This is a genomic window from Pararobbsia alpina (genome assembly GCF_902859895.1).
Taxonomy (GTDB): domain Bacteria; phylum Pseudomonadota; class Gammaproteobacteria; order Burkholderiales; family Burkholderiaceae; genus Pararobbsia; species Pararobbsia alpina.
Genome location: NZ_CADIKM010000034.1, coordinates 1 through 24,042 on the forward strand (window position 1 = coordinate 1; position 24,042 = coordinate 24,042).

The 24,042-nt window shown below is 62.2% G+C and carries 17 protein-coding genes and 2 tRNA genes; 12 read left to right on the top strand and 7 right to left on the bottom strand.

Features of this window, described 5'->3' with window-relative positions; all coding sequences use genetic code 11:
* The 10 genes from HV670_RS23050 to HV670_RS23095 all read left to right on the top strand — a co-directional run.
* The coding region (locus HV670_RS23050; protein ID WP_343054488.1) for a S16 family serine protease at positions 1 to 376 on the top strand (376 nt) is incomplete at its 5' end.
* Between the two features lie 320 nt (positions 377 to 696).
* Positions 697 to 969, top strand: coding sequence for an HU family DNA-binding protein (locus HV670_RS23055; protein ID WP_175107328.1), 273 nt, complete (start codon positions 697 to 699; stop codon positions 967 to 969).
* A 42-nt stretch (positions 970 to 1,011) separates the two neighbouring features.
* A tRNA-Val gene (locus tag HV670_RS23060) sits at positions 1,012 to 1,087 on the top strand.
* Between the two features lie 69 nt (positions 1,088 to 1,156).
* Positions 1,157 to 1,233: transfer RNA gene (locus tag HV670_RS23065), tRNA-Asp, on the top strand.
* Positions 1,234 to 2,003: 770 nt separating this feature from the next.
* On the top strand, positions 2,004 to 2,627 hold the full coding sequence (locus tag HV670_RS23070) for a winged helix-turn-helix domain-containing protein (RefSeq protein WP_175107329.1): 624 nt from the start codon (positions 2,004 to 2,006) through the stop codon (positions 2,625 to 2,627).
* On the top strand, positions 2,627 to 3,061 hold the full coding sequence (locus HV670_RS23075; RefSeq protein ID WP_175107330.1) for a hypothetical protein: 435 nt from the start codon (positions 2,627 to 2,629) through the stop codon (positions 3,059 to 3,061). The genes HV670_RS23070 and HV670_RS23075 overlap by 1 nt, the downstream gene beginning before the upstream one ends.
* Positions 3,062 to 3,246: 185 nt before the next feature.
* Positions 3,247 to 5,223 carry a glycoside hydrolase family 18 protein gene (locus HV670_RS23080; RefSeq protein ID WP_246257852.1) on the top strand — a complete coding sequence of 659 codons (1,977 nt, stop codon included), beginning with the start codon at positions 3,247 to 3,249 and terminating at the stop codon, positions 5,221 to 5,223.
* 132 nt (positions 5,224 to 5,355) lie between these two features.
* The gene (locus HV670_RS23085; RefSeq protein ID WP_175107331.1) at positions 5,356 to 7,098 is read left to right on the top strand and encodes an ABC transporter transmembrane domain-containing protein; all 1,743 of its coding nucleotides are present in this window, start codon (positions 5,356 to 5,358) and stop codon (positions 7,096 to 7,098) included.
* Between the two features lie 7 nt (positions 7,099 to 7,105).
* Positions 7,106 to 8,881: an ABC transporter ATP-binding protein gene (locus tag HV670_RS23090; RefSeq protein WP_175107367.1), complete on the top strand. Its 1,776-nt coding sequence runs from the start codon at positions 7,106 to 7,108 to the stop codon at positions 8,879 to 8,881.
* Positions 8,882 to 9,073: 192 nt separating this feature from the next.
* Positions 9,074 to 10,996, top strand: coding sequence for a SurA N-terminal domain-containing protein (locus HV670_RS23095; protein WP_175107332.1), 1,923 nt, complete (start codon positions 9,074 to 9,076; stop codon positions 10,994 to 10,996).
* 140 nt (positions 10,997 to 11,136) lie between these two features.
* On the opposite strand, the gene HV670_RS23100 is transcribed toward HV670_RS23095, so the two are convergent.
* Positions 11,137 to 11,490, bottom strand: a complete 354-nt coding sequence (locus HV670_RS23100) for a hypothetical protein (RefSeq protein ID WP_175107333.1) — start codon at positions 11,488 to 11,490, stop codon at positions 11,137 to 11,139.
* Between the two features lie 260 nt (positions 11,491 to 11,750).
* Positions 11,751 to 12,479, bottom strand: a complete 729-nt coding sequence (locus tag HV670_RS23105) for an arylesterase (RefSeq protein ID WP_175107334.1) — start codon at positions 12,477 to 12,479, stop codon at positions 11,751 to 11,753.
* Between HV670_RS23105 and HV670_RS23110 the strand changes: the two genes are divergently transcribed.
* Complete coding sequence (locus HV670_RS23110) at positions 12,478 to 13,167, top strand: ABC transporter ATP-binding protein (protein WP_175107335.1); 690 nt, start codon at positions 12,478 to 12,480, stop codon at positions 13,165 to 13,167. The two genes, HV670_RS23105 and HV670_RS23110, sit on opposite strands and share 2 nt — an antisense overlap.
* Positions 13,168 to 13,251: 84 nt before the next feature.
* On the opposite strand, the gene pgi is transcribed toward HV670_RS23110, so the two are convergent.
* The 3 genes from pgi to HV670_RS23125 all read right to left on the bottom strand — a co-directional run bounded on the left by pgi (position 13,252) and on the right by HV670_RS23125 (position 18,084).
* A complete protein-coding gene (gene pgi / locus HV670_RS23115) occupies positions 13,252 to 14,880 on the bottom strand; it encodes a glucose-6-phosphate isomerase (protein WP_175107336.1) in 1,629 nt (542 codons plus the stop codon).
* A gap of 255 nt (positions 14,881 to 15,135) precedes the next feature.
* Positions 15,136 to 16,725: an NAD(P)H-hydrate dehydratase gene (locus HV670_RS23120; protein ID WP_175107337.1), complete on the bottom strand. Its 1,590-nt coding sequence runs from the start codon at positions 16,723 to 16,725 to the stop codon at positions 15,136 to 15,138.
* 12 nt (positions 16,726 to 16,737) lie between these two features.
* On the bottom strand, positions 16,738 to 18,084 hold the full coding sequence (locus HV670_RS23125; protein ID WP_175107338.1) for an FAD-dependent oxidoreductase: 1,347 nt from the start codon (positions 18,082 to 18,084) through the stop codon (positions 16,738 to 16,740).
* A 293-nt stretch (positions 18,085 to 18,377) separates the two neighbouring features.
* Between HV670_RS23125 and purL the strand changes: the two genes are divergently transcribed.
* The gene (gene purL, locus HV670_RS23130; RefSeq protein ID WP_175107339.1) at positions 18,378 to 22,421 is read left to right on the top strand and encodes a phosphoribosylformylglycinamidine synthase; all 4,044 of its coding nucleotides are present in this window, start codon (positions 18,378 to 18,380) and stop codon (positions 22,419 to 22,421) included.
* A 69-nt stretch (positions 22,422 to 22,490) separates the two neighbouring features.
* Here the strand turns inward: purL and HV670_RS23135 are convergent, their stop codons facing one another.
* Complete coding sequence (locus HV670_RS23135; protein WP_246257861.1) at positions 22,491 to 22,952, bottom strand: nucleoside deaminase; 462 nt, start codon at positions 22,950 to 22,952, stop codon at positions 22,491 to 22,493.
* Positions 22,953 to 23,242: 290 nt separating this feature from the next.
* Complete coding sequence (locus HV670_RS23140; RefSeq protein WP_175107341.1) at positions 23,243 to 24,037, bottom strand: peptidylprolyl isomerase; 795 nt, start codon at positions 24,035 to 24,037, stop codon at positions 23,243 to 23,245.
* Positions 24,038 to 24,042: the final 5 nt, after the last annotated feature.

The following is a 24,042-nucleotide window of genomic DNA, read 5'->3' on the forward strand; positions in this document are numbered from 1 at the left end:
CATCGCGATGACGACGGCGCTGGTTTCCGCATTGACCAATATTCCGGTGCGTGCGGACGTGGCGATGACCGGCGAGATCACGCTGCGCGGCGAAGTGCTGCCGATCGGCGGACTCAAGGAAAAGCTGTTGGCCGCTCATCGTGGCGGGATCAAGTTGGTGTTGATTCCGGAAGAGAATGTGAAGGATCTCGCCGAGATGCCCGACAACGTGAAGAATGCGATGGAAATCATGCCGGTCCGCTGGATCGACAGGGTTCTCGAACTCGCGCTCGAACGTACGCCCGAAGGGCTGCCGGATGAGGATGTGAAGGAAGAAGCCAAGGCCGCGCCGGTTGCAGATCCGGCCGCCGCGACCTCGGAAATCATTAAGCACTGACTCAGCAGAGTATTACCGTTTGAAGAAACCCGCGCTCAGGCGCGGGTTTTTTTATATTCAATCTTGAGATTGGAGTAGGCACAATCGGGTTGCGTCACTGGTCAAAAAAGGTGGTCAAGTCATGACGAAAAAAAGCGTAATAAAAATCGGCCTTAATGTGTGACTACGCGCAGACGCGATGCAAACTCGCTTGACATCAGGGGTTTGTGGCTTGTCTAATTGGTTCCGCCGGCAAACCGGTCGAGTCAGACGAGGCGCACCGGGACCAATGCGCCGTATAAGCGAACCGCCCATTTAAATAAATTGAGAGGGCTTCAAGAATGAATAAAACAGAGTTGATCGATCATATTGCATCGCAGGCCGACATTTCGAAGGCCGCAGCAGGGCGTGCGCTGGATGCCGTGATCGGTGGCGTGACGAATACGCTCACGAAGGGAGGCACGGTGACGCTCGTGGGCTTTGGTACATTCGCTGTGGGCAAGCGCACCGCGCGCGCGGGCCGCAACCCGCGCACGGGTGAAACCATCAAGATCGAGGCCGCAAAGGTGCCGAAGTTTCGCCCTGGCAAAGCGCTGAAGGATGCGCTAAACTAGCGCGCTCTACGGCAGCGATGTCTGCTGCCGGAGCGACGGAACGGGCGCTTAGCTCAGTTGGTAGAGCGGAGCCCTTACAAGGCTTAGGTCGGGAGTTCGAGCCTCTCAGCGCCCACCAGTTCTGTCTCCTCGTTTGATGATGTGGCGGCTCTTGGCCGCTCACGATGTCGACAGGTCCAGCTTTCGAGGAGTGGTAGTTCAGTTGGTTAGAATACCGGCCTGTCACGCCGGGGGTCGCGGGTTCGAGTCCCGTCCACTCCGCCAATAAAAGCAAGGAACCCTGTAAGTCATACGGCTTACGGGGTTTTTGTCTTTCTGGCTCTCGCATCCTTCAGAGTCGTCTACAAAATGTCCCTGCCCAACCTTAGCCGCCCGATCGCGATCGATTGGCCCAGGGATCGAGCGCATTCCGTGTAGTCCCCGCTCCTTGCCTCCGATCCGCGCGAAAGACGAAGTGAGTCGCTCGTCAATGCCCCGTCATCGGCGATGATTGCCTGCACACGGCACACGGCACACGGCACACGGCACACGGCACACGGCACACAGCACACAGCACACAGCACACAGCACACAGCACACAGCACACAGCACACAGCACACAGCACACAGCACACAGCACACAGCACACAGCACACAGCACACAGCACACCTGGTCATCGGCACGCACACACCTGCGTGCTGCCGCGCCGAAGCATCGACAGTGTGAACCAACGCCCGTGCTTCAGCATGCTTTCGCCAATCATCAAGTGGAAGCGTTGAACTTCACGGACAGCGCCCTAAATGCACGCTTACTTTGAATGTGGCGAGACGGCTGGATGCGTTCGACCAGTTCCATTCAACGGTTCTGTCGGGTGATTTCGAGTAAATCATGAGAGTTCATGGTTTCTCATTTATTGTATTCCTGAAATTTACTCGGATCGATGCTATTTAATTCATCTATATCGTTTGTTGCCAGGTCCGATGTTTGATTTTCTCAATGACCCTGATACTCTCATCCGTGGTGAAAGATCATCTTAGGGAGTTATATGTGAGAGGTGGAGTTCGATGCGGAGACCGGCAAAGTGGTGGGAATGGGAGTTGAGGTGACCATAAGCGCCAAAGAAAGAATCCTGCTCGATATTTTGATGGGGAGTGCGGGTCAAATTCGTAGTAAGGATGAGTTGCTCAGTCTCGTGTGGCCTGAGCGAGCGGGCTGGAATGATTCGACCAATCTCACCCAGCTGGTATCTAAACTCAGGCGCTCCTTGCGGCCGACTGGAACCGATAAATCTATTATTACCTGCGGTCGAAATGGGTATAAGTTCGTTCAACCCGGCAGCACGACGCCGGTCAAGTTTCGGGGGCACGGCGTGCTCCTTGCGATACTGCTCGTTTCGCTTTTCTCGGCCGCGCTTTCCTATTTTTGTAGCGAACTGATGTTCGACCGTCACGCTTCCAGGATGGTTGAGAAGAAAAATTCGATAAAAGGCGTGCGCGTCACTCTTCATATCGTTGATTCACTATCACTTCAGCCTGAGTGGATTTTGAGCGCACTCGAAGACAGTATCGATTCTTCAGCAACCGATATCTTTGCCGCGAGATGCGGCGAAGTTGTCTACATCGCCACCCTTGGCAAGCATGGCGGAAAAACCAAAGTTATCGATTTGGAGAGTAAATAGTGAAGATTCTCGGGTGGAAGCGTCTGGCAAGCGCGTGCGCGGCTTCCGTCTTGTGCGGATTGCTGGTCGGGGTGTTCGTCGAGGGTCGTCAATGTCAGACCGGTGCAACACTTTCGTTGTTGGCCAGTATTGAAAACAAAGGTCGGCGGAATTACTCCGATCGATATCGGATCAATATTTCGGAGAATACCTATGTGATCTGTGCGGAGGCGGCTGACGAAAGCGAGCGCATGTGTTCGAAAGGTGAGATTCGGATTGGCCGGCGCCGTGTCGATTTGCTTGAACAAAATTTCACGCGTTTCTCCGGTGGTGTGCCGGTTAGCAAAGGTTCGTCCACGGCTCACTGGAGGTTCGAAATCCTCTTTCAATCCGATAAGGAAGTGGTGATTTACAGCCCCTTGGAGGGTGTGTTTGTCCTGAAGAAGACGGTTTAGTTTGTACCGTTGTGTGACTACGTCGGCTGCAATGCCAGTCGGCAAGGCACGTGACAATTGGGTGTGCGATATTTTTCAGAAGGAACTGTGATGATCAATCATTAATCACGCGTTTTTCGGAGGGTAAGGCTCGAACATGCAGGCAGCCAGAGTCCTGGCTACTTAACTGAATGGAGTCGAAAAACATGAGCGTGGTGAAAACCGATAGCCTGGTCCAAGTCGATCAATACAGTGAGCAGGAATACGCACAAAATGGGTTCGTCCCGCGATCGACGGAAAGCGAGTTGAGCTATACATCGGGACGTGTGGCGAGACCGGTGTATAACAAGTACGAAAAGAACGAATTTCAGGTCTTTGGATACTACACGGACTGGTCGCAGTATGATTCGCGGCTGCCGCCAGAAAGCGATTTTACGTCGACCAATTGCGGACGGGGGATCGACATGATGACACTCGACGTCGAGGCTTACGACAAGATCATTTTGGGCTTTGTTGGTATTGTCGGGGATGCCGGTGAGGAGAAAGACACCATCGACAAAGCGGCGATTGATTTCGAGCGCAAGACCGATGAGCCGACATTTTGCGATTCATGGGGCGACGTTCTCTCCTATACGAATTGCGGCTTTAGCCAATGGGTCACTAACGATGTCATGCTGATGTTTCACCAGGAGAGTGCGCAAGGCGTCCTCGGTGGCCTGCGCAAACTTCACGAGCGCAATCCCGCACTACGGCTTTCAATGAGCATTGGAGGCTGGACCATGAGTCAGGCATTCCACTTCATTGCCGCGGATGCTACAAAGCGAGCCACGTTCTGCAACGGCGTCATCGATCTGTTCAAGCGCTTCCCGATGTTCAATGAGATCGACCTGGATTGGGAGTATCCGGGGGCACCCGGCAATACGGGCAATACGTATAGCGACGCGGATACCGCCAACTATGTATTGCTTGTTGGAGACCTGAAGCAGGCTTTTGTCGCGGCGGGGCGCGACGACGTGCGCATCAGCATTGCCGCCTCGGCGAATGTCGACGCACTCAGGAAGACAGATATTCCCGCGATGCTGGCCGCCGGAATGTACGGCATCAACCTGATGACTTACGATTTCTTCGGCACCCCCTGGTCGCCGGAGCTTGCGCATCACACGAATCTCCATCCGAACGGCGTCGATGTCAGCAACTGGAGCGTCGATACAGCGATTCGCTATCTGAGGGAAATCGGCACGCCGATGAACCGCGTCTTTATCGGTTACGCATCGTACAGCCGCAATGCACGCAATGCCGATATCAGCAGCCTCTCGCCGCTCGCCGGCACCTATGTGCCCGGCGTGGGTACCACGACCGGCACATTCGAATCCGGCACCACGGAGTGGTACGACACCATCGCCAACTATCTCGATCTCGAGAATCAACGCGGGCGCAATGGTTTTAGCGTCTACACCGATGAGATTGCCGATGCAGACTATCTGTACAACCCGGACAGCAAGCTGTTCATGTCGCTCGATACACCGCGAACCGTTAAGGCGAAGGGGGACTACGTCGTGAAGAACGGTTTGGGAGGTCTGTTCACGTGGACCATCGACCAGAACGGCGCGGTGCTGGTCAACGCCGCGCGCGAAGGCCTGGGATGCGCGATCAAGCAACAGACGATCGACATGGAGCCGTTCTACTTCAAGGGGATCAATGTCACGCCGATCGACCCGATCTTTCCAATTGACCCAATTGACCCAATTGACCCGATTGACCCGATTGACCCGATTGACCCAATCGCCCCTCATTTGCCCTACCCGAAGTGGGATGCGACGACCATCTACACGGGCGGCGAAACCGTGTGCTGGAAGGGCCACGTGTACTTCGCACAATGGTGGACGCAGAACGAGGAACCAGGCACGCCGGCCGGCACGGGCGAAGGCAAGCCGTGGCGCGATGACGGCCCCTATGGCCCGGTTGACCCGGTTGATCCAATCGACCCGGTTGATCCGACGGCCCCCGACTTGCCCCACCCGCTGTGGAGTCAGACGACGATCTACTCAGGGGGTGAAACCGTGTGCTGGAAGGAACACGTCTACTTCGCGCAATGGTGGACGCAGGGCGAGGAACCGGGCACGCCTGCCGGGACGGGCGAAGGCAAGCCGTGGCGTGATGACGGTCCCTATCGTCAGGGCTGAAACCGGCGGCTAGGCATGTCCGGATCTAGCCTCTGACCTGATACAGATATCGCTAACAGGATATCATCGCGACCTGCACCTGTGCCCAGGGCACAGGTGCAGTGAATAATCGCAACCAAGGCTGATTTATCCATGAGTCTCTCTCGCTTGCTGACCGGATTCATTCGGCAGCAGTGGCGACCCTATTCGTTGTCGGCGGTGATGTTGCTGGGCGTGGCGATACTGAGCGTGCTGATCCCGCGCCGCGTCGGTCACATCATCGATCAGCTCGTCGCCCATCGTCTCAGCCGTGCCGACCTCCTCACGCAGGTCGCGCTGGTGATCGCCATGGGCGTGGCCATCTACTTTCTCCGCGTGGGTTGGCGCCTGAACCTGTATGCCGCGGCATACCGCCTCGGCTCATCGCTGCGCACGCGTCTGTATCGCACGCTCGCGCAGCAGGGGCCGGGCTTCTATCATGGCCGCCGCACGGGCGACCTGATGGCGCGCGGCACTAACGATATCGACGCCATCGAAATGACGGCTGGCGAAGCGCTGCTCGCCGGCTTCGACGGCGGCTCGACGCTGATCCTCGTCGTGGGGATGATGACCGTGGGCGTCGACTGGCGCCTCGGTCTTGCCGCGCTGCTGCCTTTCCCGTTCATGGCGTTCGGCTTCTGGCGCATCTCGAATCACATCCATCATGCCTGGCAGGATTCGCTGGGCTGCTTCAGCCAGCTCAACAATCACGTTCAGGAGACCCTGAGCGGCGTTCGCACCGTGCGCGCGCTCGGCCTCCAGGCGCGCAACAGCCGCGAGTTCGCCAAGCTTGCCGAAGATGCGGCGCGCAGCAGCCTGAGTGCCCAGCGCTGGGAGGCCGCGTTCGAGCCGGTGGTCGCTCTCGCGCTGACTTCGTCCACGGTGATCACGCTCGGTTTCGGCGGCTATCTTGTCTGGCACGATCAGTTGTCGATCGGCTCGATGACGAGTTTCGGCATGTATCTCGCCCAGTTGATCTGGCCCATGTACGCGGCGGGCTGGGTGCTGTCGCTGCTCGAGCGCGGGCGCGCCGCATGGGGACGCCTCGGTCCGATCCTTGAAGAGGCGCCATCCGTGGAGGACGAGGGCGTACTCGACACGATCAAGCCCGATGCACTCGCCTACCGCCATGTGAGCTTCGTCTATCCGGGCCAGACGGCGCCGGCGATCGACGATGTCTCACTCGCGCTCGCGCCCGGCCAGACGATCGGACTGGTCGGTCCGACGGGTTCGGGCAAGTCCACCTTGCTGCGTCTGTTGTTGCGCCAGTATCCCCTGCAGCAGGGCGAGATCGTCTGGAACGACGTCAGCATCGAGGAATACCGGCTGCAGACGCTGCGCGGCATCATTGCCTGGGTGCCTCAGGAGCCGTTCCTGTTCTCGGCTTCGGTTGCGGACAATATCGCGCTTGTGAAACCCGAGTCGAGCCGCGCCGAGGTCGAACGTGTCGCACGCCTCGCGGCAGTCCATGAAGACATCCTGCGCCTGCCGCACGGCTACGACACGCCGGTCGGCGAGAAGGGGGTCGCCCTGTCGGGCGGCCAGCGCCAGCGCATCGCCATCGCCCGTGCACTGCTGGCCGATGCACCGCTGCTGCTGCTCGATGACGCACTCTCGGCCGTCGACACGCACACCGAAGCGCAGATCCTCCAGCACCTGCGCGAAGCACGACGCGGCCGCACGGTGATCATCGTGAGCCATCGCCTGTCGGCGGTTGCCGATGCCGACCATATCGCCGTACTGAAGCAAGGTCGCATCACCGAGCGCGGCACCCATCTGGATCTCGTCGAACACGATGGCTGGTACGCGAGCCAGTGGCGCTATCAGCAACTGGAGGCAAGTCTCGATGAGCTCTGAGCAAACGATGGTCGAGGACGACAAGGTGCGGCAGTCGTCCGCCGACGCGCGCACGGAACGTCGCGCCGCGGTCGCGCTGTTGCGCTCGGCTGCGGCGCCCGAGCGCCGTCATCTCGTCAAGGGGACCTGCTGGCTGTTGGTCGCCGCGCTGCTCGAAGCGATGTCGCCCCTGCTGGGCAAGACCTTCATCGACAGCTACCTGCTGCCGCGCCGGCTGGTCTGGCCGGAAATGGCGGGTCTGCTGGCGGGCGCGCTCGTGGTCGGCTACCTGGCCGCGACCCTGCGCTATCTGCAGCTCGCGCGTCTGGCAGGGGTTGCGATGCGTTCGGTCAGGCGGCTGCGCGAAGACGTCTATAGCCATGTGATCCGTTTGCCGATGACGTTTTTCGACAAGGCGATCACCGGCCAGCTCGTGAGCCGCGTGACCAACGATACCGAGTCGGTCAAGGCGCTGTACGTGCAAGTGTTGTTCGTGATGCTCGACAGTTGCATCGTCGTGACGGGTGCGATGCTCGCCATGGCCTGGCTCGACTGGCATCTGATGGTGATCGTGCTGACGCTGTTTCCGGCGATGGTGCTGATCGTTTGGGGCTACCAACGCCTGAGTGCGCCTTCGGTCGCACGGACGCGCGAGTTGCGCAGCGAGATCAACGCCCAGGTTTCCGAGTCGATCGCGGGCATGAGCGTGCTGCAGGCGAGCAATGCGCAGACGCGGTTTGCCGAGCGTTTTGACACGACCAACCAGACTCACTATCGCGCGCGCCTTGCCGAACTGTCCGCCAACGCATGGCTGCTACGCCCGGCGCTGGACCTGCTGAACGTGCTGATTCTCGGCATCGTGATCTACTCGTTCGGGGTCCAGCAATTCAACGGCATCGAGGTCGGAGTGCTCTACGCGTTCGTCAGCTACATCGCACGCGTAGTCGATCCCCTGATCCAGATCACGCTCCAGTTCAGCCAGCTCCAGCAGGCCGTTATCGCGGCGGCCCGCGTGAATACACTCCTGATGGAACCACTCGGGACCGCTCCTGACGGCGAGGCGCTGATCACGCGCGGCGCAGTGAGTTTCTCGCAGGTGCGCTTCGGCTATAGCCCCGGCCAGACGATTCTGCACGACCTCACGCTCGATATTCCGGCGGGGGCGTTCTATGGGATCGTCGGGCATACGGGCAGCGGCAAGTCGACCCTGCTGTCGCTGCTATTGCGCTTCTACACACAGCAGCAAGGGCGCATCGAGATCGACCGCTACCCGTTGTCGAAGATCGGTGACGAAGCGTTTCGCGCCGGCGTTGGCCTCGTGCCGCAAGACCCTTTCCTGCTCGCCGCGACGGCACGCGAGAACATCGATATGGGACGCGGGCTGTCCACGCTTGAAATCGAGGAAGCGGCCAGGGCGGCGAGTGCGCACGATCTGCTGATGTCGCTCGAAAACGGCTACGAAACGGATATGGGGGAGAGCGGTACGCGGCTCTCCAGCGGGCAGAAGCAATTGATTGCGATTGCGCGCGCGCTCGCCGGAAAGCCGCGCATCCTGCTGCTCGACGAAGCGACGTCGCATATCGACAGCGAAACCGAGCAAGTCGTGCAACGCGCACTCGAAGCGCTGCGAGGCAAGGTCACGCTGATCTCGATCGCCCATCGTCTCTCGACCATCCGCAGCGCCGACCGGATCATCGTGCTCAATCACGGCCGCATCGCCGAATCGGGATTGCACGAGGAATTGATGGCGATCGAGCAGGGTATCTACCAGCGTCTCTATCTGCTTCAGCAATTGCAGGAATAGGCTCTGAGTGAATACCCGAAATGACCTCGAATTTGCAGTGAAAATCCTGACTGATCAATGACTTAGTGAGGCCGTAGAGGTGATTCGCCGATTTCTCCATCCTACCGCGGTGAAAGCCGACTGACCCTTCCCGATTTTTACGCTGTCAGTGCGGTAGAATCCACGTTTTTCCGACGAGCCCTTTCGCAATCCATGCTGGATTTCATTCGTAACCACAAGCGTTTGATGCAGGTGTTCCTTGCGCTGTTCATTGTCCCTGGCTTGGGGCTGGTCGGTATTCAGGGATTCCGGGGCTTCTTCGACAACAGCGGCAACGTCGCCAGCGTCAATGGGCACAAGATCACGTTGCAGGAATTCGACGGGGCGCAGCGCCAGCAACTGGACCGGATGCGCCAGATGCTCGGTGCAAGCTATGATCCGAAAATGTTCGATACGCCAGCGATGCGTACTTCGCTGGTCGACAGCCTGATCCAGCAGCGCATCACGAATGACGAAACGCAGCGCGAAAACCTGACCGCATCCGACGGTTCGGTGCAGCGGGCGCTGCTCGCCATTCCCGCGATCGCGCAACTGAGAGGGCCCGACGGACAGATCGACACCGACGCGTATGTGAAGCTGCTCGCTTCGCAGGGCATGACACCCGATCAGCTCGATGCGCGCATCCGTTTCGAGATCGCGAACTCGCAGGTCACCGACAGCATCCAGAAGAGCGCGTTCACACCGAGCGCACTGGCCTCGCATCTGACGGCACTGTCCGAACAGACGCGTCAGGTCCAGGGGCTGGCCTTCCATCCGATCAGCTATCAGCAGAAGGCGCAACCGACTGACGATCAGCTCAAGCAGTATTACGAGGCTCACAAGGCGGATTTCCAGATTCCGGAAAGCACGCAGATCGAGTATCTGGTGCTCAACGGCGATGCGCTTGCCGCGTCGGTCCAGCCGACCGATGCGGATGCGAAGAAGTATTACGACGACAATGTCGCGCACTACAAGACCGATGAGCAGGTACGCGCGAGCCACATCCTGATCACCGTGGCGAAGGGTGCGAGCGACGCCGATCGCGCGAAAGCCAAGGCCAAGGCCGAGGCGGTGCTCGCCCAGGTTCGCGCGCATCCCGACCAGTTCGCCGAACTGGCCAAGCAGGATTCGCAGGATCCAGGTTCGGCCGACAAGGGCGGCGACCTCGGCTGGTTCGGTCGCGGCCAGATGGTCAAGCCGTTCGAGGATGCGGCGTTCAGCCAGAAGCCGAACCAGATCAGCGATCTCGTGCAGAGCGATTTCGGCTATCACATCATCAAGGTGACCGATACCAAGCCCGCGCAGACCAAGTCGTTCGACGAAGTGAAGGCGGGGATCCTGACGACGCTCAAGGCCCAGCAGGCCGCGACGCTCTATAGCGGGAACGCCGAGCCGTTCACGAACACGGTGTATGAGCAGGCTGCGAGCCTCAAGCCGGCGGCCGACAAGTTCCACCTGCAGATCAAGACCGCGACAGTGTCGCGTACGCCGAATCCGGCGCTTGCGCCGACCGATCCGCTCAACAATCCGAAGCTGCTCGCGGCGATTTTCGCGGATGACTCGATCGTCAAGAAGCACAACACACAGGCGATCGACGTCGGCGACAACACGCTGGTCTCGGCGCACGTGACGCAGTACTCCCCAGCCAGCACGCCGTCGTTCGACAAGGTCAAGAGCGAGGTTCACGACAAGGTCGTGGCCGAGCAAAGCGCGGCGCTCGCGAAGCAGGATGGCGCGGCCAAGCTGGCCGACTTCGAGAAGTCGAAATCGGCCGACGGGTTCGGTACGGCCGTCAATGTGTCGCGCAACGACGCGCAAGGGCTAACGCCGAGCGTGATCGCCACGATCTTCAAGATCGATCCGGCCAAGCTCCCGGCCTATGTCGGCATCGATCTCGGCAAGGACGGCTATTCGATCTATCGCCTGAATTCGGTGACCACGCCGCCGACGCCTGACGCCCAGCGCCTCGCGGCCGCCCAGCAGCAGCTGTCGCAGATGGTCGGGCAGGCGGATGTGCAGGCCTATACGGCGGCGTTGCGCGCGCGTTCGGATGTCAAGATCTACAAGGTGCCGAGCGGATCGGACGACCAGGAATAAGTGGCCGGCAGCCGGACCTCGAGCTCCGGTGCTTCACGTTGTGAAATGAAAAAAGCCCCCGGGGTGCGATTCAAACGCACCCCGGGGGCTTTCTCATGCAAGCCTCGACCCAGTGGATGGCTCGACGGCTGCTCGAGGGCTTACAGGCAAGCCTGAATATCGCCTGCTGCCGCACTGGTATTCGCGCCGCTGCCCTGACGCAGACCGACCCAGGTGCCGCTGCCTTGCCAGTTCGGACGGACCACGGCCGCCGCGCCGCCCGGCGGCTGACCCGGCATGAGCACATCGGCTGCCTGGTTATTGGCGATAATCGTTTGGGTGGTAACGGGTTGCTGGGACTTGTCCGCCCAGGCCTGTGCGATGCATTGCGCGACAACCGGAGCGGACTTCTGGCTCGTACCGACGTTTTGCACGCCCGCTTGCATAGGCTGGGCGACACAGGCGGAAAGCAGCACGGCAGTGGCGGTAATGGCGAGTAGTGGTAAATATTTCACATCATCTCCTTCGTCAAAGCGCGGTTGGACGCGCAGTTTCCAAGGGCCAGGCACCGGTTCTGGCAAAGCGGGAGGCGGCTTGCGCCGCCATCGTCACCAGGAATCGTGCACAGCTTCGGTTACGGTCGCTCTGCGAGCCGTAACAAAGGCAGCAATCGGGGTGCCTGGAGATGGATGAAAGGACAAGATGGGACAGCGGGGGTAGGGGTGCGGCTTCCTTGAGCGCTCAATGAGCACTCAAAGCACCTCAACGCGCGCACTCATTGCGCGTCTTTCAGCATCGGCTTCAAGGCGGGCCACACGTTATCCAGCATGTGCGGTTGGGCGGCCGCGGTCGGATGGATCTGGTCGGCCTGGAACAAGCTCGGGTCGTCGACGAGTCCATCGAGCAGGAAGGGCACATAGGCTGTGCGATATTGCTTCGCGAGCTCAGCAAAGGTCTGAAAGAAATGCTCAGCATAGTCCGGTCCGTAGTTTGGTGGAATCCGCATGCCGATGACCAGGACCTTGGCGCCCGCTGATTGAGACGACTCGATGATCGCGCCGAGGTTCGATGTCGAAAGGGTAAGCGGGATGCCGCGCAAGGCATCGTTCGCCCCGAGTTCGACGATGACGACGCCAGGTCGGACACGCGCAAGGATGGCAGGTAGGCGCGTCTTGCCGCCGGTGGTCGTCTCGCCGCTGATACTCGCGTTCACGACGTTATAATCCGGCGCCGACTGCGCAAGGCGCTTGCGCATCAATGCGACCCATCCTGTATCGCGATCGAGCCCGTACTCGGCGGACAGGCTATCGCCGAGCACGACGATCGAAGCGGGCCCTTTCGACGCGGGTTCTTTCGATGCCTGGACTTTTGAAGCCGGCACCGATGCCGTGGCCGCGATACCATCGACGGGCACGCTCGCCGCGACGGCCGCCATGCACAAGGCGGCGAACCCGGCCGCGCGCGAGGACAGACGACCCAGCAGGGCCAACCGATTTGACACCATGCAAAACACGCTTGATCCGATCATTGCAGTAGAAGGTTTACGTAAGGTTGTCCGCGATGCCACGGGCGAATTGACGATTCTCGACGACATCGGCTTTACCGTCATGGCGGGTAGCAGTGTAGCGATCGTCGGCGCGTCGGGCTCGGGCAAGTCGACTTTGCTCGGCTTGCTCGCGGGGCTGGACACGGCGAGCTCGGGCTCGGTGCGCCTGTTCGGCGAAGACCTGACGCGCCTCGACGAAGATCGCCGCGCCGCGCTGCGCAGCGGGCGGGTTGGCTTCGTGTTCCAGTCGTTCCAACTCATGCCGCATTTGACGGCGCTCGAGAATGTCATGCTGCCGCTCGAGCTGCGGGGCGAGACCCAGCATGCGGTCGAACGCGCGACCGAGCTGCTGACACGCGTTGGGCTCAAGGCGCGCACGACGCATTATCCGAAGCATCTCTCTGGCGGCGAGCAGCAGCGTGTGGCGCTGGCCCGCGCATTCGTGAGCGAGCCCGATGTGCTGTTTGCCGACGAACCGACCGGCAGCCTCGACGCGGCGAACGGTGAGGCCGTCATCAACCTGATGTTCGAGCTCAATCGTGCGAGCGGCGCGACACTCGTGCTCGTCACCCACGACGCCGAACTGGCGAGCCGCTGCGATACGACGATCACGATCGAGGCCGGCCGGGTACGCGCGCCGGCCTGATCGGGTGCTCGAACGCGGTGCCTTCGCGCGAGGCCGCTGCTCGATCGCGTACGGCCTGGTTGCATCCGGCTCGCTGCCTTCAGCTCACTTACGCCCGGCTTTGGCACGCGCCTTCGCGATGAGTGCCGTCGTCGACGAGTCATGCTTGGTCGCCGCAACCGGCTGGTCCGCGGTCAGATCGGCCTCGACCACCTTGCCGAGTATCTTGCCGAGCTCGACGCCCCATTGGTCGAACGAGTTCACATTCCAGATCGTTCCCTGCACCAGCACCTTGTGCTCATAGAGCGCGATCAGCGCGCCGAGCGACTGCGGGCTCAGTTCGTCGAGCACGATCGTCGTGCTCGGCCGGTTGCCCGGGAACACGATGTGAGGCACGAGGTCCGGACGGTCGGGGCCGGCGATCTTCCTGGCTTCCTCGACCGTGCGGCCGAGCATCAGCGCCTCGCTCTGTGCAAAGCAGTTCGCGAGCAGTTTGTCGTGATGGTTCGGCAGCGGATGTTCAGCCGTCAGTACCGCGATGAAGTCGATCGGGATCAGCGTCGGACCCTGATGGATCATCTGGAAAAACGCATGCTGGCCATTGGTGCCCGGTTCGCCCCAGATCACCGCCGCGGTCGGATAGTCGACCATCGTGCCGTCGAGTTCGGCCGACTTGCCATTGCTCTCCATCTCGAGTTGCTGGAGATAGGACGGCAGAAAATGCATGGCTTCGGAATACGGCGCGACGAGCTGGCTTTGCGCGCCGAAGAAATTGCGATACCAGATGCCGAGCAGGCCCATGACGACAGGCAGGTTGCGCTCGAGCGGCGCTTCGCGGAAATGGCGGTCCATCCGTTCGGCGCCCGCCAGCAGGTCATCGAAATGCTTGGGGCCGATCGACAGCATGATCGACAGACCCACGGCCGACCAGAGCGAATATCGGCCGCCGACCCAGTCCCACATCTGGAAGACGTTCGCTTCGGCGATACCGAACTTCACGACTTCCGCCGTATTGGCCGACACGCCGACGAAGTGCTTCGCCATATTCGCTTCTGACACGCCGTTGCTCGCGAACCATTCACGCAGCGAACGCGCATTGGTCATCGTCTCCTGCGTCGTGAAAGTCTTCGAGACGATCACCGCAAGCGTCGTCTCGGGATCGATCTGTTCGAGCACCCGTTGCAGATCCGCGCCGTCGACGTTCGAGACGAAATAGCTCTTGAGCTTGGGGTCCGCAAAATGATGGAGTGCATGCGTGACCATCTTCGGGCCGAGGTCCGAACCGCCGATGCCGATATTGACGATATGCCGGATCGGCTTGCCCGTATGCCCGGTCCATGTTCCGTTGCGGACCTTGTCGGCGAAGACGGCCATCTTGACGCGCTCGGCCTGGACTTCCTTGGCAAACGGCGCGTTCACGTCATGCGAGCGCAGCGCAACGTGCAGCACGGCACGCTGTTCGGTCGGGTTGACGATCTCGCCGGCGAACATCGCGTCGCGGCGCGCCTCGACGCCTGTCGCTCTGGCAAGGTCGATCAGCAGCGGGAGCGTCTTGTCGTCGATGCGGTGCTTGGAGAAATCGAAGCCGAGGCCGGCACCCGAGATCGTGAAGCGCTCGACGCGCTTGGGCGATTCCTTGTCTCCCGCAGCGAACAAGTCACGCAGATGCGTGTTGCGAATCTGTTGAAAGTGCGCTTCGAGCGCGTTCCAGGCAGGCAGTGATTTCAAGGTCATGGCAGCTCAGTCAGGCAAGACATAACGGGAAAGGACACTTCCGATCCGCCGCGGCGCACGGGCAGCCGAGACCTGGGTCCGTACAGGCGAACCCGGAAGGAAGCAGGCGACAAGGCATCCAGTATAGCGAGGGCTGGTGACAGCCTCTATGCAAAGAATACGAATTGACCAAGCAGTCGAGCTATCGCCAGCCGATCGGCCGGGCTGCAGCGCGGCGCGTGGCGAGGCTCATCGCGCGCGTTCGCGACACCGGCTTCAGCTTTCGAGCACCAACCGGTTCAGCAGGCGCCGGAACATCGGGGCAAGCTCACCTGCGGTCAAACCGGCGGGACCTTCACCCTCGGCCGCGAGCGCTTCGGCCGCACGCCCGTGCAGGAATACGCCCGCGCAGGCCGCCTCGAATGCGTGCATCCGCTGCGCGAGCAGAGCACCAATCAGGCCGCCGAGCACATCGCCAGAGCCGCCGGTGGCCAGTCCCGCGTTGCCGGTTGGGTTCACCGCGATATGCCGGCCATCGGCGGACGCAATTACCGTTCCCGAACCTTTCAGAACGACCGTCGCGCCATATCGGGCAGCCAGCGTGCGTGCGCTGCGCAGCCGGTCCTGTTCGATTGCGGCGACGTCCGTGCCGAGCAGCCGTGCGGCCTCGAGCGGATGGGGTGTCAGTACGGCATGGCCCTCATGCGCGCGCAGGAGGTTCGCCGCTTCGGGGTCGCGCGCGAGCCAGTTGAGCGCATCGGCATCGATGAGCTTCGCGCAGTCCACCGACAGCGCGCGGTGCAGGGTCTCGCGGGCTGCATTGCTCTGGCCCATGCCGCAGCCGATGGCGAGCGCGCTCATGCGTTCGAGTGAGAGGCCGTCGACCTGATCGAGCATGAGTTCAGGGTGAGGCGGGTCGTAGGTCGGCCGTTCGTTACCGATGAAGCCGACATGGATCTTGCCCGCGCCCGCATACAGGGCGGCGCGCGCGGCGAGGATCGGCGCGCCCATCATGCCATTGGCGCCGCCGATGACCGCCAGGGTTCCGAAGGTGCCTTTGTTCGCGCTTGCCGAGCGTTGCGGAAGATGCGGCACGAAGCGCGCCGGTGCAATGAGCGTGGGCAGGCGGGCAGTGGCCTCGCGGCGTTCAGGAATTTCGGAAATCTCAGGCTCGCGAAGGTAGGCCTCGAGTCCGAGCGGGGCGATGAAGACCTCGCCGGCGAAGTCGCGCCCCCGCCCCGTGAACAGACCCGGTTTCGCGGCGATGAACGTCAGCGTATGAGTGGCGATGACGGGAGCACCGCCGCCGACGGCCTGTCCCGTATCGCTGTTGATTCCGCTCGGCACGTCGAGCGCGAGGATTGACAGGCGTGCGGCGCGCGCGTCGGCGAAGCGCCGCGCAAATCCTGCAAACGGCGAGCCGGACTCGCCCGGGAAAGCACGTTCGAGCCCGATGCCGAAGACGCCGTCGACCAGCCACGCACAATCCTCGAGCGAAGCGGGCAGGGCGGGATCGATCCGCACGCCCGCCGCGCGCGCGTTCGCGAGCGCCCAGCGCGCATCGTCGGGCTTGACCTCGACAGGCAGCGCGACGCCGACCGCAAAACCATGCCGCTTGAGTTCGACCGCCGCCACCAGTGCGTCGCCGCCATTGTTGCCCGGGCCGGCCGCGAACCAGACGCTTCGATGGCGCGATGACAGATTGGCGAGGCGGTGCGCGAGAAACTGCGCGGTGGCTTCGCCCGCGCGCGCCATCAGCGTATGCGCGGGCAGGCTCGCCTGTGCGGTGCGCTCGACCTCACGCAGCGCGTCGATCGTATAGAGGGGGAGGGAGCGATCCAGCGGCGAAACGATCTGATCGGTCATGGCGAGATGGCGTCATCGGTGATCGAAACGGGAAGAAGGCGATCCGCCGACACCGAACCGTGCGGGCGAGATCGCCGCGAGCGAAGGGGCGTCGAGTTCGGACGGCTGGTTGCTGACGAGATCGGCGACGACCTTCGCCGTGCCGCAGGCGAGGCCCCAGCCGCTGGGCCCGTGTCCCGCGTTGATGAACAGGCGCGGATGCGCGGTCACGCCGGTGACGGGCAGGCCGTCGGGCGACATCAGCGCGATGCCGTCCCAGTCGCGCAGTGCGGACAGTTTAGCCGCACCGGGCACCCAGGTGTGGCCCGCTTGTCCGAGGGTGGCGAGCGCGCGCTCGCGCAGTTTCCGTTCGGTCGGACGGAAAGTCTTGCGTACGCCTTGCAGCAGCGGCGCACTCGCGAAGCGCATCCGGTTGTGCAGGCGACTGATGGTCACCCGGCTTTCATAGTCGACCACGGCCAGATGCGGCGCGTGTTCCTCATAGCCGATCGGCGCGGTCAGCGCATGCAGCCGCACGGGGTAGAGCGGCACGCGCATGCCCAGCTGCGAGAGCAGGTTTTGCGTGCCCGCACCGGCAGCAAGCACGAGAGCGTCGCCGGCGATGATCTCCGTGCCGGCCTCGAGCGGACGCGCGCCCTCGCGTTCCGGCGCAAGTTCGACGACCACGCGCCCCGACTCGAGACGGATCGTTTCGGCGCGCCGGCCCAGCGCAAACTGGACGGCATGCTCGTCGAGCAGGCTCTTCAATTGTTTGGCGAACAGGGGGCAGTTTGCGCTGCGTTCATTGGGAAAGAACACGCCGCCTGCGAGCGCCTCGAGCTTCGGTACTGACGGCTCGATCGTGCGGCATGCGTCGCCGTCGAGAACCTCGTGGGGATAGTCGAATTGCTGAAGCAGGCTCAGCGCGGTCGCGGCCTGCTTCAGTTCGCGCGCTGAGCGGAACAGGTGGAGCACGCCGTCTCGTTGCTCGAACTCCATCGCATGACGTGTCTCGATCTCACCCAGCTCGCGGCGCGACAGTTCTATCAGAGGACGCAGGTGGGTGCATTGCTGCGCGAACCGCTCGGGCTCGCGCTCGACGTTCAGATGCCGCGCGAAACTGCGCGCGGCGGCGCTGAGCCCCGGCTGATAGAGCATGCCGTTGCGAGAGCCGAACAGCATCTGGCGCATGCCGAAACTCAGACCCGGCCCGAACCAGACATCGAGCGGCGTAGGCAGTACGAGGCCGCCTTGGCCGAAACTCGCTTCCTGTGCCACCGTCGCGTGTTGCTCGATCACGCACACGCGGTGTCCTGCGGCGCGTAATTGATACGCGGTGGTGACGCCGGTCAAGCCGCCGCCGATAACGATTACGTCCATGACTAGTAGGAAGCCGGATACCGGTACTGCATTCGGGAGTGCGCGCCCGCGGCCTTCTGGGGGCCGCCGGAAAGCGCGCAATCATAGCGCGGAAGAGGTTTTGCCGGAAGCGGCGCCATCGTGCGACGGTTGCCGCCCACAGAGGGGTATCGCGGCGGGCGGCAAGGCCGGGCCGGCTATCAAAGGTCATCGCAGGTTATAATTGCGGTCCTCTCAGACTGCCGCTGACGGCTTAACGCCGTGCCGCGGCAGGGCGCCCAGCCTTTTAAGCCGCTTCGATCCAGCTCGCACTCATGGCCCACTTTTCGTACTTCGCCGGCGCTTCCGCCCTTTCCGACTTTCGCAGGACTCGCCTGTTGGCGACCCTGCAGGCACTCGAGGCGGACATCGCCGATGTCGAAGGCCGCTATGTGCATTTCGTGAACAGCGACGCACCGCTTGCGACGCAAGACGCTGAACGCATCGAAGCGCTGCTGACTTATGGCGACCCGTTCGAATCACGCGGCAAGGGCGGCGAATCGTTTCTCGTCGTGCCGCGCCTCGGCACGATCTCGCCCTGGGCGAGCAAGGCGAGCGATATCGCCCACAACAGCGGCCTTACGCAGGTGCGGCGCATCGAACGCGGTGTCGAGTACACGGTGACGCTGAAGGCGGGCCTCGGCAAGCTGATCGGCAAGACGCGCACGCTGTCGGACGAAGCGCGCGCCGCCATCGCCGACGCGTTGCATGACCGGATGACCGAAACCGTCGTCGCGAGTCATGCCGATGCGGCTCATTTGTTCGACGTGTTGCCGGGCCGGCCGATGGCCTCGATCGATGTGGTCGGCCAGGGCCGCGACGCGCTGGCGGCCGCCAATATCGAACTCGGGCTCGCGCTGGCCGACGACGAAATCGACTATCTCGTCGATGCGTTCACGCAGCTCAAGCGCAATCCGACCGACGTCGAACTCATGATGTTCGCGCAGGCCAACAGCGAGCACTGCCGTCACAAGATCTTCAATGCGCAATGGACCATCGACGGCGAGGCGCAGACGACATCGCTGTTTCAGATGATCAAGCACACGCATCAGCAAAATCCGCAGGGCACGATCGTCGCCTATTCGGATAACGCCGCGGTGATGGAAGGCGGTCCCGCCGAACACTGGTATCCGACGGGAGAGGCCGCACACGGCCGCGCGTATGCGCGCGAGCAGGGCGTGTTGCACACGCTGATGAAGGTCGAGACGCACAATCATCCGACCGCGATTTCACCGTTCCCCGGCGCCGCGACGGGCGCGGGCGGCGAAATTCGCGACGAAGGCGCAACGGGCCGCGGTGCGAAGCCCAAGGCCGGCCTGGTCGGTTTCTCCGTCTCGAATCTTCTGCTTTCCGAACTCAATAACCATTGGGAAACCGCGTTCGACGCGAGTGTGCCGCTTGCTCAACGCAGCCCGGACGCGATCGGCGCCGCACGGCCTTACGGCCGTCCCGAACGCATCGCCTCACCGTTGTCGATCATGATCGATGGCCCGCTCGGCGGTGCCGCGTTCAACAATGAATTTGGCCGCCCGAATCTCGGCGGCTATTTCCGCGTCTATGAACAGAATGCGGGCGGTACCGTACGCGGCTACCACAAGCCGATCATGATCGCCGGCGGCATCGGCAGTATCGCTGCCGGCCTCACGCACAAGAACGACTTGCCGCAAGGCACGCTGCTGATCCAGATCGGCGGCCCGGGCATGCGCATCGGCATGGGCGGTGGCGCGGCGAGCTCGATGGCGACCGGCGCGAACAGTGCCGAACTCGATTTCGATTCGGTCCAGCGCGGCAATCCCGAAATCCAGCGCCGTGCGCAGGAAGTGATCAATGCGTGCTGGCAGATGGGCGACGCCAACCCCATCCTGAGCATTCATGACGTCGGTGCAGGCGGACTCTCGAATGCGTTCCCGGAGCTCGTGGACGGCGCGCAGAAGGGGGCACGCTTCGAGCTCACGCGTGTGCCGCTCGAGGAATCGGGTCTTGCACCGCGCGAAATCTGGAGCAATGAGGCACAGGAGCGCTATGTCCTCGCGATAGCACCGCAGAGCCTGGCCGCATTCGAGGCGATTTGTGCGCGCGAACGCTGCCCGGTCGCGGTCGTCGGCATCGCGACCGACGAGCCACAACTGAAGCTCGTCTCGCCCGACGGCAAGGACCCGGTCGACATGCCGATGGAAGTCCTGCTCGGCAAGACTCCTCGCATGCATCGCGACGTCACGCGTGTGAAGCCGTCTTTCCCGCCCGTCGACGTGACGGGCCTCTCGCTCGAATCGCTCGCGCTCACGGTGCTCCGGCACCCGACGGTCGCGAGCAAGTCGTTCCTGATCACGATCGGCGATCGCACGGTGGGCGGCCTGTCGGTGCGTGACCAGATGGTAGGACCGTGGCAGGTGCCCGTGGCCGACTGTGCGATCACCTTGCTCGACTTCGCGGGTTATGGCGGTGAAGCCATGACGATCGCCGAACGCACGCCGCTGGCCGTGATCGATGCGCCCGCCTCCGGCCGGATGGCGGTCGGCGAGGCGATAACCAACATCGCTGCGGCACGGATCGAATCGCTCGGCAAGCTCAAGCTCTCGGCCAACTGGATGGCCGCCTGCGGCAGCCCCGGCGAAGATGCCGCACTGTTCGACACGGTCAAGGCGGTCGGCCTCGAACTGTGCCCGGCACTCGGAATCAGCATTCCGGTCGGCAAGGATTCGTTGTCGATGCGGACCAAATGGAACGAGCAGGGCATCGCGAAGGAAGTCGTCTCGCCGGTCTCGCTGATCATCTCGGCGTTCGCGCCGGTCGCCGACGTGCGTCGCCATCTGACGCCGCAGCTCCAGCGGGACCTTCAGACGGTGTTGATCGCGATCGATCTCGGGCGCGGCAAGAACCGTCTCGGTGGCAGCATTCTGGCGCACGTGACTCAGCAGATCGGCGATACGGTGCCCGACGTCGACGATGCCGAGGACCTCAAGCGCTTCTTCGCGGCGATCCAGTCGCTGAACCAGGACGGCAAGCTGCTTGCCTATCACGACCGCTCCGATGGCGGGCTGTTCGCCACCGTTGCTGAAATGGTGTTCGCAGGTCATGTCGGTGTGTCGCTCAACGTCGATATGCTGACGCTCGATACCGCGCACGAGTCCGACTACGGCGATGCGAAGGACTGGGCCAAGCAGACCGCCGGCCGCCGCGACGACCGCACGATTCGCGCGCTGTTCAGCGAAGAGCTCGGCGCCGTGATCCAGGTCAAGACAGCCGATCGCGATGCGGTGCTCGGCGTGTTGCGCGAGCACGGTCTGGGCGCCTGCAGCCATGTGATCGGCCAGCCCAACGACCGCGACGACATCGAGATCTACCGCGACGCGAAGAAAGTCTATTCGGCCACGCGTGCAGTGCTTCAGCAGGCATGGGCGGAAGTCTCATGGCGCATCGCGCGGCTGCGCGACAATCCGGCCTGCGCCGACAGCGAGTTCGAGGCCATTACCGATGCGGCGGACCCGGGTATGACGCCGTCGCTCAGCTTCGATCCGACGGCCGATATCGCGGCACCGTATATCGCGTCCGGTGCGCGTCCAAAGGTTGCGATCCTGCGCGAGCAGGGCGTGAACTCGCATATCGAGAAAGCCTATGCGTTCGATCGCGCGGGCTTCGAGGCACGCGACGTTCATATGAGCGATCTGTTGTCGGGCCGCGCGAATCTCTCGGAATTCGCGGGTTTTGTCGCGTGCGGCGGGTTCTCGTACGGCGATGTGCTCGGCGCGGGCGAGGGCTGGGCGAAGACGATTCGCTTCAATGCCGTGCTCGCCGATATGTTCGCGGCCTTCTTCTCGCGCGGCGACACCTTCGCGCTCGGCGTCTGCAACGGCTGCCAGATGATGAGCAGCCTCGCCTCGATGATTCCGGGTGCCGAGGCATGGCCGAAATTCACGCGCAATCAGTCGGAACAGTTCGAGGCGCGTTTCACGATGGTGTCGGTCGAAGCCTCGCCGTCGATCTTTTTTGACGGCATGGCGGGCTCGCAGATTCCGGTCGTGGTATCGCATGGCGAGGGCTTCGCGAATTTCGCGGCGCAGGGCGACCCCGCGCATGCACCGGTCGCGATGCGTTTTGTCGACAATCGCGGCGAGCCGACCGTGCGTTATCCGTTCAATCCGAACGGTTCGGCGAAGGGGGTTGCCGGCGTCACCACGGCTGATGGACGCTTCACCGCGATCATGCCGCACCCGGAGCGCGCGTTCCGCACCGTGCAGATGAGCTGGCATCCGGCCGACTGGGAAGGGGACAGCCCCTGGATGCGCATCTACCGGAATGCGCGCAAGTGGATCGGTTGATCGATCAAGCCCCGCGGGGGGCTGGCACAGCTGCCGGTACCCGCGGCGGTACCGGCTTGGCGTAAAGGACTACCGGATCGCCCAGAATGCCTGCTGCATCTGGGCGATTTCCTTTTGCAGCTCCGCAAATGGGCCGAACACCTTGATCGCTTTCTGGCTGTGGTCGAACACGGTGCGGCATGGCAGCGACATGGTTGGATTCTCGTCATGCGAGCCGGTTGCGGCGAGCAAGTCCTTCTCATCGGCACCATAGACAAGGCGACCGATATTGGCCCAATAGACCGTTCCCGAGCACATGCAGCACGGCTCGACATTCGTATAGAGCGTGCAGCCCCATAGGTAGTCTTCAGAAAAACTCGCGGCCGCCGTTCGTGCAAGCACCGATTCCGCATGGTTGACAGTATCGACATTGCCCTGTTCGATCAGGACCGTCTCGTGATCGGGCGCAACGAGAATCGCGCCGAATGGATGATGACCGAACTTCACGGCACGTTCGGCGACCTCGCCAGCGCGCCTCAGATGTCGGATCATCTGCTCGCGCGTTGGATCCGCACCCGGCGGTGTGGGACGTCCAGACGTGACCGGCGGCTTGTGGGAGGCGGGCGAAGCGTGGGGAGTCGCGGGGGCGTGGGAGTCGGTCATCGTTTGAGCCTCGGCAGGCGACAAAAAAACATATTGTCTCTCGCCGGAGGCGGTTCGAGTTGATGCTGGGCTTATGCGCAGGATACAAAAAGGGCGGCGAAGCCCGATGGCCTCGCCGCCCTTTTTGCTACGCTCATTGCTACCGCTCACCCGGGGCCCGTAAACCCCGCGCATGCGACTTACTGGATCTTCGCCTTGGCGCGCAGGCTTTGCTCATAGGCCTGCAGCTTTTCCTGCTGCAACTGCTGAGCGATTTGCGGCTTGACTTCGTCAAACGACGGCACCTTTACGTCACGCACATCGTCCAGACGGATCACGTGCCAGCCGTACTGCGAGTGCACGGGCTCATCGGTGATCTGGCCTTTCTGGAGCTTCTTCGCAGCCGCGCCGAATTCAGGCACATAGCTCTGCAGGTTCGCCCAGTCGAGGTCGCCGCCATGCGCGGCCGAGCCGGTGTCCTTCGAGTATTGCTTGGCGAGCTCGTCGAAATTGCCGCCGGCCTTGAGCTTCGCGATGATGTCCTTTGCCTGCTTCTCGTCGTCGACGAGGATGTGGTGCAGATGATATTCCTTGCCTTGCACCTGCTTGATCGCCTCGTCGTACTTCGCGTGCATCTCGGCGTCGGTCGGCGCGTTGGCCTTCATGTAGTTGGCGATCAGCGCGCGGATCGCGACGCTTTGCGAGGCAAGGTTCATTTGCACCTTGACTGAGGGCTGATTCGGAATGCCCTGTTTCTCGGCTTCCTGCATCAGGATTTCGCGATTGATCAGTTCTTCACGCACGGCAGCCTGCAACTGCGGCGAATCGGTCTGGCCCTGGCGGACGAGCTCAGCGACGAGTGCATCGACGCGCTCCTTCGGAATCGCTTTGCCGTTGACGACCGCGATGTTTTGCGCGAAAGCGGAAGTGGCAGCACCGGCGGCAACGACAACGGCGGCCGTGGCAATCCACAGACGGACGTTCTTAACACTCATGGCTT

Coding starts and splice junctions, on each gene's coding strand:
- HV670_RS23055 (WP_175107328.1), top strand. CDS start 697: ATGAATAAAACAGAGTTGATCGATCATATTGCATCGCAGGCCGACATT.
- HV670_RS23090 (WP_175107367.1), top strand. CDS start 7,106: ATGGTCGAGGACGACAAGGTGCGGCAGTCGTCCGCCGACGCGCGCACG.
- HV670_RS23125 (WP_175107338.1), bottom strand. CDS start 18,084: ATGGACGTAATCGTTATCGGCGGCGGCTTGACCGGCGTCACCACCGCG.
- HV670_RS23135 (WP_246257861.1), bottom strand. CDS start 22,952: ATGATCCGACATCTGAGGCGCGCTGGCGAGGTCGCCGAACGTGCCGTG.
- HV670_RS23120 (WP_175107337.1), bottom strand. CDS start 16,725: ATGACCGATCAGATCGTTTCGCCGCTGGATCGCTCCCTCCCCCTCTAT.
- HV670_RS23110 (WP_175107335.1), top strand. CDS start 12,478: ATGCAAAACACGCTTGATCCGATCATTGCAGTAGAAGGTTTACGTAAG.
- HV670_RS23140 (WP_175107341.1), bottom strand. CDS start 24,037: ATGAGTGTTAAGAACGTCCGTCTGTGGATTGCCACGGCCGCCGTTGTC.
- pgi (WP_175107336.1), bottom strand. CDS start 14,880: ATGACCTTGAAATCACTGCCTGCCTGGAACGCGCTCGAAGCGCACTTT.
- HV670_RS23085 (WP_175107331.1), top strand. CDS start 5,356: ATGAGTCTCTCTCGCTTGCTGACCGGATTCATTCGGCAGCAGTGGCGA.
- HV670_RS23080 (WP_246257852.1), top strand. CDS start 3,247: ATGAGCGTGGTGAAAACCGATAGCCTGGTCCAAGTCGATCAATACAGT.
- HV670_RS23105 (WP_175107334.1), bottom strand. CDS start 12,479: ATGGTGTCAAATCGGTTGGCCCTGCTGGGTCGTCTGTCCTCGCGCGCG.
- purL (WP_175107339.1), top strand. CDS start 18,378: ATGGCCCACTTTTCGTACTTCGCCGGCGCTTCCGCCCTTTCCGACTTT.
- HV670_RS23095 (WP_175107332.1), top strand. CDS start 9,074: ATGCTGGATTTCATTCGTAACCACAAGCGTTTGATGCAGGTGTTCCTT.